Genomic DNA, 11,361 nt, shown 5'->3' with positions numbered 1-11,361 from the left:
GGCCCCCCCCCGGCCCCGCGGGGCCGGGCTCTACTCGCGGGGGCGCGTGCTGGGCCCGGGGGCCCTCCGGTGGGGGGTGGGGGGCGGCGCGGGGGGGGGGTACCCGCCCGCCCCCCCCGCCCGCGCGCATCCGGGGCCGCTCCACGGCATCGCGCGGGAGCGGCCCCGGGGCCGGTCACAGGCCGCGCAGCGCCCCGCCGTCCACCGGCAGCATCAGGCCGGTCAGGTACGAGGCCGCCGGCGAGAGCAGGAACGCGGCGGCGCGGCCGAACTCCTCGGGTGTGCCGTAGCGGCCCAGTGGGATGTTCGCGACCTGCCGCTCGCGCGCGGCGTCCGCGTCGCCGGTCAGCCCGTCCAGCTCGCGCACCCGGTCGGTGTCGATCCGCGCGGGCAGCAGCCCCACCACGCGGATGCCGCGCGGGCCCACCTCGTCGGCCAGGGACTTCGCGAAGCCGGCGAGCCCGGGGCGCAGCCCGTTGGAGATGGTCAGGCCCGGGATGGGCTCGCGCACCGAGCCGGAGAGCACCAGGCCGATGACGCCGCCCGCCGAAAGCTCACCGGCCGCGGTACGGGCCAGCCGGACCGCGCCGAGGAATACCGACTCGAACGCCCTCTGCCACTGGTCGTCGGTGTTGTCGGCCGTGGTGCCGGCGGGCGGGCCGCCCACGCTGATGAGGATGCCGTCGAAGCCGCCGAAGCGTTCGCGGGCCGTGGCGATCAGCCGTCCGGCCACGGCCGGGTCGGCGTTGTCGGCGGCGACCCCGAGCGCGCCGGGCCCCAGCTCGCGCGCGGCGGCGGTGGCCTTCTCCTCGTCGCGTCCGGTGATCACCACCTTCGCGCCGTCGGCCACCAGCTCGCGCGCGGCGGCGTTCCCGAGGCCACGCGTGGCACCCGTCACGACATACACCCGGTCTTTGAGTCCAAGATCCATGCCCTCAGTCTGCCGTGGCCTGTCCCGAGAGCGCGAGGGCGGTGCCCACCAGACCGATGTGGCTGAACGCCTGCGGGAAGTTCCCGAGTTGCCGCCCGTGCTCGACGTCGTACTCCTCGGCCAGCAGCCCGACGTCGTTGCGCAGCGAGAGCAACCGCTCGAACAGTGCCCGGGCCTCCTCCGTACGACCGATCAGGTGCAGCGCGTCGGCCAGCCAGAACGAGCACACCAGGAACGGCGCCTCCGTGCCGGGCAGCCCGTCCACCGACGCGCCCGCCGTGCTGTAGCGGCGCAGCAGCCCGCCCTCGCCCAGCTCGCGGCGGACCGCGTCGACCGTCCCCACCACGCGCGGATCGCGCGGCGGCAGGAAGCCCACGCGGGGGATGAGCAGGGTGGCCGCGTCCAGCTCGGTGGAGCCGTAGGACTGGGTGAAGGTGCCCCGTTCGGCGTCGAATCCCTCCGCGCACACCTCGCGGTGCACCGCGTCCCGCATCGCCCGCCAGCGATCGAGGTCCCCGTGCAGGGTGGGGTGGGACTCGACGGTGCGTACCGCCCGGTCGGCCGCGACCCAGGCCATCACCTTGGAGTGCACGAAGTGCCGGCGTGGGCCGCGTACCTCCCACAGGCCCTCGTCGGCATCGCGCCACCGCGACTCCAGGAAGTCCAGGAGGGCGGCCTGCAGACTCCAGGCCGTGGGCTTGTCCTGGAGACCGAAACCGCGGGCGAGGCTGAGGGAGTCGACGACCTCGCCGTAGATGTCGAGCTGGAACTGACGGGCCGCGTCGTTGCCGATCCGCACCGGCGCCGAGGCCGCGTAGCCGGGCAGCCAGTCCAGCTCGGTCTCGGCCAGCCGCCGCTCGCCGCCGAGCCCGTACATGATCTGCAGATCGGCCGGGTCGCCGGCGACCGCGCGCAGTAGCCAGTCCCGCCAGGCCCCGGCCTCCTCGGTGAACCCGGCCCTGACCAGCGAACCCAGCACCAGCGTCGAGTCCCGCAGCCAGCAGTAGCGGTAGTCCCAGTTGCGGACGCCGCCGATCTCCTCCGGCAGCGAGGTCGTCGGCGCCGCCACGATGCCGCCGGTCGGCGCGTAGGTGAGGCCCTTCAGTGTGATCAGCGACCGGACGACGGCCTCCCGGTACGGCCCCTGGTACGTGCACTGCTCGGTCCACGCGCACCAGTCGGCGCGACACTGCTCCAGCGCCTCGAACGGATCCACCAGGTCGGGCCGTGGGGCGTGCGAGGGGTGCCAGGTGAGCACGAACGCCACCCGCTCGCCCGCCGCCACGGTGAACTCCGAACGCGTGCTGAAGTCCTGCCCGTAGGTGGGGACCTCGGGCACGCTGCGCAGCCACACCGAGTCCGGGCCGGCGACGGCCACCCGGTGCCCGTCGCACCGGCGCATCCACGGCACGACGTGCCCGTAGTCGAAGCGCAGCCGCAACACGCTGTGCATCTCGACCTGGCCCCGCACACCCTCCACGATGCGCACGACGTCCGGGGCGTGGTCGCGCTGCGGCATGAAGTCGTAGACCCGGACGGAACCGGTGTCGGTCTCCCAGACGGTCTCCAGGATCAGTGTGTCCGGCAGGTAGGAGCGGCGGGCCCGGGGCGCCGTCGCGCCCTCGTGGTCCTTCGCGTCATCCTCGGTGGCGCTCCCGGTGTCGCGGTGCGCACCACCGGTCGGGGCCGGCGCGAGGGTCCAGTGGCCGTTGTCGCGGTCGCCGAGCAGGGCCGCGAAGCAGGCACCGGAGTCGAAGCGGGGCAGGCACAACCAGTCGATCGAACCGTCCCGACCGACCAGCGCGGCCGTCTGGAGGTCGCCGATCATGGCGTAGTCCTCGATGCGATGAGCCATGATCCAGCGGGTTCCCGCTGAGCCGGGCGCTACTCCGGCGTCGAGGCCGTCCGGGCTACCCGCGCCGCGTCCACGCCGCCCGCCTCCCGCGCGGCGGCCCGGTCGGGCTCGTCGGGCTCGGGCTGGGCGGCGGTGGTGGTCGACTTGGCGGTGTCGGGTTCGGTCGCGGTCGTGGCCTCGGCGGCGGGCGGGGTGGCCACGGTGCCGGACGGCTCGGAGGTGGCCTCGGCGCCGGGCGGCTCCGTGGTGTCGGGTTCGGTCGCGGTTCCCGTCCTGGCCTCCGTCGCGGCCTTGGCCGCCTTGGCCGCTGCCGCCGCCTGGTCGCGCAGCTCCCGGCGGAAGAGGACCACCCAGCCGACCGGCACGGCCGCGGTGAACAGCCACCACTGCACGGCGTACGCCATGTGCGAGCCGATGCCGCTGGTGTCGGGGGCCGGTACCGGCTCCGGCTGGTGCGCGCCCTCGGGCCGGGACTCGGTCAGTTCGACGTATCCGCTGAGCAACGGGCGGCCCACCGACGCGGCCTGGCGCTCGCTGTTGATCAGCATGACCTGGCGCGGCGGCAGGCCCTTCTTGTCCTTGATGCCGCTGCCGCCGGTGGTCTCGTCGGCCTTGAGCCGCCCGGTCACGGTGACCTCGCCGGCCGGCGGGGCCGGCACGGTCGGGAACTGGGTCAGGTTGCCGGGTGCCGGAATCCAGCCGCGGTTGACGAGTACGGCCGTGCCGTCGGCCAGCAGGAGCGGGGTGACGACGAAGTAGCCGATGGACTGGTCGTCGGAGCCGGTGCGCTGGCGCACCACCACCTCGTGGCGGGCGTCGTAGGTGCCGGAGACCGTGACCTTGCGCTGGGTGTCCCTCTTCACGACGTCGCGGCCGACGCCGGTGAGCTCACCGAGGGGAACGGCCGGCGCGTCCAGACTCCTGGACACCTGCTCGTTGTGCGCGACCCGCTGCTCGTGACGGTGGAGCTGCCAAAAGCCCAGCCTGATCATCACGGGGACGAGGACGAGCCCCACCAGGGTGAGGATCACCCACTGCCGGGTCAACAGGAAGCGGTACACCCCACGACCGTACAACTCGGTCGTCGACCCGACGCGCGCGGGGCGACCCCCGGGCCGGGCGGGTCAGGGGCCAGGGCGCCGCCGCCGGTCCGTCGCCCGGCCGGACGGTGGCCGGGCCCGGCGGGCGGTCGGTGGGTCAGGCGGGGTCGGTGGGTGCCGGTGCCACGTCCCGGAGCAGCTGCGTGAACGCCGCCTCGTCGATCACGGGGGTGCCGAACGAGCGGGCCTTGACCACCTTCGAGGTGGGCGAGTCGGGGTCGTTGGTGACCAGCACGCTGGTGAGCCGCGACACGCTGGTCGCCACGTGCATGCCGGCCTCGACGGTCCGGTCCTCCAGCAGCTCCCGGTCGACCGAGGTGTCCCCGGAGAACGCCACCCGCATGCCCTGCGCCAGCAGACCACCGGGCTCGTACCGGCCCGGGTTGGGATAGGGGCAGGCGGGCCGCTTGCGGCTGGGGCGCCAACTCGTCTGTCCGAACCCGGAGCGCTGGCCCGGCGGGCGGGGGCTCGGCGTGTCCGACCACTCGGTGAGCGGTTGGCAGGCCAGGAGCGGCAGGCGCAGGGCGGACGCGGCGGCCAGGTGCAGGCTGGGCCGGAAGGTCTCGGCCAGCACGCGCGCGTCGTCGAGCGCGTGGTGGGCCCGCTGCTGCACGACGCCGTAGTGCGCGGCCAGCGACTCCAGTTTGTGGTTGGCGAGCGGCAGCCCGAGCTCCTTGGACAGGGCGATGGTGCACAGCCGCTGCCGGACGGGGGCCGTGGCCCGCGCGCGGGCGTACTCCCGGGCGATCATCGACCAGTCGAAGACGGCGTTGTGTGCGACGAGCACCCGACCGGCGAGGCGCCGGGCGAACTCCTCTGCGATCTCCGAGAAGAGCGGGGCGCCCGCCAGTTCGGCGCTGGTGAGGCCGTGAATCCAGACGGGGCCCGGGTCACGCTCCGGGTTGACCAGCGTGTACCAGTGGTCCTGCACCTCGCCGCGCGCGTCGAGCTGGTAGACACCGGCCGACACTATGCGGTCATCGCGGGCGAGTCCGGTGGTCTCCACGTCGACGACCGCGTACCCCTCGGGGTAGGCGGTCGGCCACGGGGACGGCGGGGCGGACTGCGGGGGAATCCGCGGTACGGCGGCCGGTCGGTCTTCAAGCATGGTTCATGAGGATACGGGCCGCCTCTGACACGCGGTCGCGGTGGGCGGGCGGAGCACCCCGGCGGGGGCCGTGACCGGACACCGACCGGCGCTCGCCAGCCCACCGCGACCTGGGACAACCACCGTGGCGTGCGGTCCTGATGAGGCCACGATGGCCGCAACTGATCGGCCGAAAAGCGCTGTTGGCGGGCGGTGGGGTGGCCGGTGGTCGAGGGCGTGGCCGCCCCGACCCGGCGTGGCGGCGGGGCTTCAGTGGGGCCCCGGCGGGGCGGATGGGGAGGGCGGTGGGTCGTCGAGGCCGCACCCGAGACGCTTACTTACCGAGTTTCGAAACTCGCCAGTAACAACATCTGTTCAGCGTCACGGACCCGCCCTTATCGTGCGGACATGCCGCACCTACCCGATGCCGTGCTCTGGTCCATACCGGCGTTCGTCCTGCTCACCGTCGTCGAGATGGTGAGCTACCGGCTGCGCCCCGACGAGGACGCCGCCGGCTACGACGCCCGGGACACCGCGACCAGCGTGACGATGGGCATCGGGAGCGTCGTCTTCGACCTCCTGTGGAAAATACCGATTGTGGCGATTTACTCCGCCCTGTACGAGCTCACCCCCCTCCGCGTCCCCGTGCTGTGGTGGACCCTGCCGCTCATGCTGCTGGCGCAGGACTTCCTCTACTACTGGTCGCACCGAGGTCACCACGTCGTCCGCGTCCTGTGGGCCTGCCACGTGGTGCACCACTCCAGCGAGAGGTTCAACCTCACCACGGCGCTGCGACAGCCCTGGACCTCGCTGACGGTCTGGCCGTTCTACCTGCCGCTGGTGCTGTGCGGCGTGCACCCGGCCGCCGTCGCCTTCCTGTCCGGGGTCAACCTCGTCTACCAGTTCTGGGTGCACACCGAACGCGTCGGCAGACTGCCCCGGCCCGTCGAGTACGTCTTCAACACCGCCTCGCACCACCGGGTCCACCACGCCTCCCAGGGCGGCTACCTGGACCGGAACTTCGGCGGCATCCTCATCGTCTGGGACCGGATGTTCGGCAGCTTCGTGGCCGAGACCCAGCGCCCCGTCTACGGCCTCACCAAGAACATCCACACCTACAACCCGCTGCGGGTCGCCACCCACGAGTACGCCGCCATCGCCCGCGACCTCTCCGCCGCCACCGGCTGGCGCGAACGCGCGGGCCACCTCTTCCGGGGCCCCGGCTGGCAGCCGGAGCGCCGCCGCGCCGCGAGCCCGTCCCCGCCGCCCGCGACCGGGGCGCCCGCGACCGGGGCGCCCGTGGCCGTGACGGCCATCCCGCCGTCCCCGACCGACCCGGCCGCCCCCCTCGCCCCGCCCGCCGAGGTGCCCGTGAGCGGCGGCCGGCCGGTGGGGGAGTCGCCTCGGCGTGTCCGGCACCTCGCGTGAGCGGTCCCGCCCGCCGCGTGGCAGTGGGCCTGGTCCTGCTCGGCCTGCTGCATCTGACCGCGCTGGCGGTGCCCGTCGACGCGGCCGAACCCGTCGTCCACGCGACCAAGCCCGCGCTGATGCCGGCGCTCGCGGGGTACGTGCTGCTGCGGGGCGGGCCACGGCTGCTCGCGGTGGCCCTCCTCTTCGGCTGTGGCGGCGACACGCTGCTGCAACTCGGCGGCGAGGCGGCCTTCCTCGCCGGCATGGGCTCCTTCGCCGCGGGCCACGTGTGCTACCTGGTCCTCTTCTCCCGCCTGGGCCCGATCACCGCGCCCCGCCGGACGGTGACCCTCCTCGTGGTCGGATACGCGGCGGCCTGGCTGGGCACCGTGGCCCTGCTCTGGCCGGGGCTTGAGGCCGGGCTGCGTGGGCCGGTCGCGGCGTACAGCCTGCTGTTGACGGCCATGGCCCTGGCGGCGCTGCGGGTCGGTCGGTGGGCGGCGGCGGGCGGCGCGCTGTTCCTGCTCTCCGACACGCTGATCGCCACCGGCATCGCGGACTGGCCCCAGCTCCCCGCGCCCCAGCTCTGGATCATGCTGACGTATCTGGGAGCCCAGCTCTGCCTGACCGTAGGCGTGTTGGGGCGTGTCGGACGGGATGTCGGGCGCGAGGGCGCCGGCCTCGTCGCGCGCCTCCCGTAGCCGAGCGGGGCCGAGGGTCGGTCGGCGGCGCGGCCCGTACGCGAACGGGCCCGGCCGCCCCCGAACCGTCCGGGCGGCCCCCGGGCCCGCCTCCGGTCGGCCCCGGGGCCCCGGAGACGCGAAGGGGCCGGGCAGCTCGATCGGCTGCCCGGCCCCACGGTGCGCGGAGCGCGCGACACGCTCCGTACGATCACCGCGCCGTCAGGTCGCGACGTCGCGCGTGTCCCCCCACCGCGTCACCGTGTTACGGCGTCACCGCGTCCAGCGCGTCCACGATGCCGTAACCGTAGAAGCTGTTGACGTGCTTGGTGCCGGTGCAGGTGGCGTCGGCCTTGCCGTCACCGTTCGGGTCGTACGGGGCGGTGGGGCAGCCCGGGTTGTCGGCCTGCTGCTTCAGCAGCCACTGCACCTCCTGCGGGCTGGAGTTGGGGTGCGCGCTGCGCACCAGCGCCGCCACGCCGGCCACGTGCGGGCTGGCCATCGAGGTGCCCTGCAGGTAGCCGTAGTCGCCACCGGGCAGCGTGGACAGGATGCGGCCGTCCTTGGCGGGCAGCTCGGGCACCTGGTTGCGGTCGCCACCGGGGCCCGCGACGTCGATCTGGCCGGCGGCCACCGACGGGTTGAGCCCGTAGTTGGAGTAGTACGACTTCAGGGAGTTGACGCCGGTCGCCGAGACCGTGACCACGCCGGGCAGCTGGGTGGGCGCGTCCAGGCAGGTGGCCGGGTCGATGTCGCGCTCGACCGCCTGCGAGTCGTTCGGGCTCGACGTGTCCTTGATCGACTTCGCGCCGAGGTCGAAGTTGGAGTTACCCGCGGAGGCGACGTTGACGGCGCCCTTGTCCTGCGCGTACTTGGCGGCCCGGCCCACCGCGTCCAGGATGGCCCGCTGGTCGGCGTCGTTCTTGCAGTTGAACATCCACGGGTCGACGTAGTAGCTGTTGTTGGTGACCTCGACGCCCTGGTCGCCGGCGAAGACGAAGGCGCACACCACGTTCTCGGCGTAGAACAGGCCGGTCTTCTGGTCGCTGACCTTGATGGCGGAGACCTGCACGCCCGGGGCGGTGCCCGCGACGCCCACGCCGTTGCGCGCGGCGGCCACGGAGCCGGCCACGTGCGTGCCGTGGTAGTCCTCGTCGGGGTTGTACGGGCGCCAGGCGCCCTTCGAGGTGTCCAGCACGCCGTTGGCACAGTTGGCGGACGCCTTGCGGTTGAAGTTCGGGGCGAGGTCGGGGTGGGTGTCGTCCACACCGGTGTCGATCACCGCGACGGTGACCTTCCTGCTGCCCGGATTCACCTTGGCCGCCTGGTCCGCCTTGATGGCGGGGAGGTCCCACTGCAGCGGCTCCAGCGGCTCCTGACCCTTGGCCAGCGCCTTCGCCTCACTGGCGGCCGTGGCGCGCGGCACCTTGATCTTCTCCGGCTTGCCGACCTCGGTGGTCGTGGCCGGGGTCAGCGGGGAGGTGCGGGTCGAGCCCGCCGACTGCACGCCGCTGACGGCGCGTATCCGCTGCGCGAAGTCGGGTGTCGAGGCGTGGGCGACGACCACGCCGATCTTCTGGTAGCTGGCGACGATGTCGCCCCCGGCCTTCGCTATCTCCTTCTTGACCCGGTTGACGGTGGCCTTGTCGGGAGTCGTGTTCACCACGTACGACAGCGCCGGCCCGGCCGCGCGCGTGGCGGTGGCGGAGGAAGGCGCGTCCTGCGAGGAGGCCGACGCCGCGCCGGGCAGGAACCCGAGGGACGCGGTCAGCGCGAGTCCCGCGGGCACCACGAGCAGGGCGCGCCGGCGTCTGGATCTCAGATGAGCCATGAGGTCTCCCCATCATCCGTGAAGGCCGCCCGAACGCGGAGTGCGTCCGGGCCGGTTATATGACGAGTGAAGCTAACGCCGATCATGGCCGTCCATCAATGGATGACGTGTAAAAACCCGCTGCGGCCATCTGAGCGACACACGGGGTCACGGCATCGAAAGGATCTTCTCGGTTTCCGCCGCTCATCCCCTGTTCGGCAGCGCTACCTGCGCCTACGATGCGTGACCTGGATCACCCACCGCACATACGCCGCCTCGTCCCCCGTGCGCTTTCGGCGCCCGGTCCCGCCCCGTCCCCCCGGCCCCGCGCCCCACGACACCGAGCCCACCAGCCACTTCGTCCGCCGCCCTCGACCCGCTGTGATCCGTCCCCAGTCAGTCGCCACACCAGGAGAGACCGTGGACCCCGCACCGCCCCAAGGCCCGGCCCGCAGCGCCGGGCAGCCCGACTTCATCCAGGTGCAGTCGAGCGAGGAGTTCGCCGAACTGCGCCGTTCCCACCGCTCGTTCGCCTTCCCGCTCACCATCGCGTTCGTCAGCTGGTATCTGCTGTACGTACTGCTGTCGAGCTACGCGGGCGACCTCATGGGCAAGAAGGTCGTAGGCCATATCAACGTGGCCCTCGTCTTCGGGCTCCTGCAGTTCCTGTCGACCTTCGTCATCGCCTGGTGGTACGCGCGTCACGCCAGCACCAAGCTCGACCCGCGCGCCAGCGCGATCAAGTCCCGCCTGGAGGGCCAGTCGTGACGGACACCCTCTTCCTCGCGGCCGAGGGCGTCAGCGAGCACCGGCCGCTCATTATCGCGTTGTTCGCGTCGTTCGTCCTGGTCACCCTCGGCATCACGGTGTGGGCCGGCAAGCAGACCAAGGACGCCACCGACTTCTACGCGGGCGGACGGCAGTTCTCCGGCTTCCAGAACGGCCTGGCCATCTCCGGCGACTACATGTCCGCCGCGTCCTTCCTCGGCATCGCCGGCGCCATCGCCCTCTTCGGGTACGACGGCTTCCTCTACTCCATCGGCTTCCTCGTCGCCTGGCTGGTGGCCCTGCTCCTGGTGGCCGAGCCGCTGCGCAACTCCGGCCGGTTCACCATGGGAGACGTGCTGGCGTACCGCATGCGGCAGCGCCCGGTGCGCACCGCCGCCGGCATCTCCACCATCGTGGTGTCCATCTTCTACCTGCTGGCCCAGATGGCCGGCGCCGGCGTGCTGGTCTCGCTGCTGCTGGGCATCACCAGCGAGGCGGGCAAGATCCTCATCGTCGTGCTGGTCGGCGTGGTGATGATCCTCTACGTCTCCATCGGCGGCATGAAGGGCACCACCTGGGTGCAGATGGTCAAGGCCGTGCTGCTGATCGCCGGCACGCTGCTGATCACTTTCCTGGTGTTGCTGAAATTCGACTTCAACATCTCCACGCTGCTGGGGGAGGCCGCCGACAACAGCGGCATGGGCAGCGCCTTCCTCGAACCCGGGCTCAAGTACGGGGTGGACTCGACGACCAAGCTCGACTTCATCTCGCTCGGCATCGCCCTGGTCCTCGGCACGGCCGGGCTGCCCCACATCCTGATCCGCTTCTACACCGTCCCCACCGCGCAGGCCGCACGCCGCTCGGTCAACTGGGCCATCGGCATCATCGGCGGCTTCTACCTGATGACCATCGCCCTGGGCTTCGGCGCCGCCGCCCTGTTGAAGCGGACCGACATCATCGCGTCCAACAAGGCGGGCAACACCGCGGCACCGCTGCTCGCGCAGGAGATCGGCGGCGGGCCCGACTCAACGGGCGGCGCGATCCTGCTCGCGGTGATCTCGGCCGTGGCGTTCGCGACCATCCTCGCCGTCGTCGCCGGCCTCACCCTGGCCTCCTCGTCCTCCTTCGCGCACGACCTGTACGCCAACGTCATCCGCAAGGGCCAGGCGACCCAGAAGGAGGAGGTCTCGGCGGCCCGCTGGGCGACGGTGGGCATCGGCATCGCGGCCGTGGCGCTGGGCGTCTTCGCCCGCGACCTGAACGTCGCCGGTCTGGTGGCCCTGGCCTTCGCGGTCGCCGCCTCGGCCAACCTGCCGACGATCCTCTACAGCCTGTTCTGGAAGCGGTTCACCACCCAGGGCGCCCTGTGGTCCATCTACGGCGGCCTGTTCGCGTCGGTGTTCCTGGTGCTCTTCTCGCCGGTCGTCTCCGGCAAGGAGTCCTCCATGTTCCCGGACGTGGACTTCCACTGGTTCCCCCTGGAGAACCCGGGCCTGGTCTCCATCCCGCTCGGCTTCCTGCTGGGCTGGATCGGCTCGCTGGTCTCCAAGGAGCCGGTGGACAAGGAGAAGTACGCGGAGCTGGAGGTGCGCTCGCTGACCGGCTACGGCGCGCACTGACCCGCCCCTTCGCCGACCCGCTCGCGGCGCGGGGCCCCCGCCCCCCCCCCGCCCCGGGGCCCCCCCCCCCCCCCCCCGCCCGCGCGGAAAAAAAAAAAAAC

At 72.5% G+C, this 11,361-nt stretch carries 9 protein-coding genes; 4 read left to right on the top strand and 5 right to left on the bottom strand.

Annotation, left to right across the window (positions count from 1 at the left end):
- Positions 1–175 precede the first annotated feature (175 nt).
- The 4 genes from ACFVFR_RS31710 to ACFVFR_RS31695 form a co-directional block, all read right to left on the bottom strand.
- Entirely contained in the window at positions 176–931 is a 756-nt protein-coding gene (locus ACFVFR_RS31710; protein WP_383708073.1) for an SDR family oxidoreductase, read from the bottom strand.
- Positions 932–935: 4 nt separating this feature from the next.
- Positions 936–2,786, bottom strand: coding sequence for a glycoside hydrolase family 15 protein (locus ACFVFR_RS31705; RefSeq protein WP_383708071.1), 1,851 nt, complete (start codon positions 2,784–2,786; stop codon positions 936–938).
- Between the two features lie 29 nt (positions 2,787–2,815).
- On the bottom strand, positions 2,816–3,847 hold the full coding sequence (locus tag ACFVFR_RS31700; RefSeq protein WP_383708069.1) for an SURF1 family cytochrome oxidase biogenesis protein: 1,032 nt from the start codon (positions 3,845–3,847) through the stop codon (positions 2,816–2,818).
- A 136-nt stretch (positions 3,848–3,983) separates the two neighbouring features.
- The gene (locus tag ACFVFR_RS31695; RefSeq protein ID WP_383708067.1) at positions 3,984–4,994 is read right to left on the bottom strand and encodes a DEDDh family exonuclease; all 1,011 of its coding nucleotides are present in this window, start codon (positions 4,992–4,994) and stop codon (positions 3,984–3,986) included.
- Between the two features lie 387 nt (positions 4,995–5,381).
- On the opposite strand from ACFVFR_RS31695, the gene ACFVFR_RS31690 reads away from it, so the two are divergent.
- Positions 5,382–6,401: a sterol desaturase family protein gene (locus ACFVFR_RS31690; RefSeq protein ID WP_383708065.1), complete on the top strand. Its 1,020-nt coding sequence runs from the start codon at positions 5,382–5,384 to the stop codon at positions 6,399–6,401.
- Between the two features lie 17 nt (positions 6,402–6,418).
- On the top strand, positions 6,419–7,084 hold the full coding sequence (locus ACFVFR_RS31685; RefSeq protein ID WP_383708063.1) for a lysoplasmalogenase: 666 nt from the start codon (positions 6,419–6,421) through the stop codon (positions 7,082–7,084).
- A 244-nt stretch (positions 7,085–7,328) separates the two neighbouring features.
- On the opposite strand, the gene ACFVFR_RS31680 is transcribed toward ACFVFR_RS31685, so the two are convergent.
- Positions 7,329–8,894, bottom strand: a complete 1,566-nt coding sequence (locus ACFVFR_RS31680) for a S8 family serine peptidase (RefSeq protein WP_383708061.1) — start codon at positions 8,892–8,894, stop codon at positions 7,329–7,331.
- A 453-nt stretch (positions 8,895–9,347) separates the two neighbouring features.
- On the opposite strand from ACFVFR_RS31680, the gene ACFVFR_RS31675 reads away from it, so the two are divergent.
- Both ACFVFR_RS31675 and ACFVFR_RS31670 read left to right on the top strand, forming a co-directional pair.
- Positions 9,348–9,641, top strand: coding sequence for a DUF485 domain-containing protein (locus tag ACFVFR_RS31675; RefSeq protein WP_383708075.1), 294 nt, complete (start codon positions 9,348–9,350; stop codon positions 9,639–9,641).
- Positions 9,638–11,260 (top strand): cation acetate symporter, encoded by a 1,623-nt coding sequence (locus ACFVFR_RS31670; RefSeq protein WP_383708059.1) that lies wholly within the window; start codon positions 9,638–9,640, stop codon positions 11,258–11,260. Before ACFVFR_RS31675 ends, ACFVFR_RS31670 begins: the two co-directional genes overlap by 4 nt.
- Positions 11,261–11,361: the final 101 nt, after the last annotated feature.

It is taken from the genome of Streptomyces sp. NPDC057702, from assembly GCF_042799315.1.
GTDB lineage: Bacteria > Actinomycetota > Actinomycetes > Streptomycetales > Streptomycetaceae > Streptomyces.
Note: the sequence above shows the minus strand (reverse complement) of the source record. Positions and strands in the feature narration are given on the sequence as shown.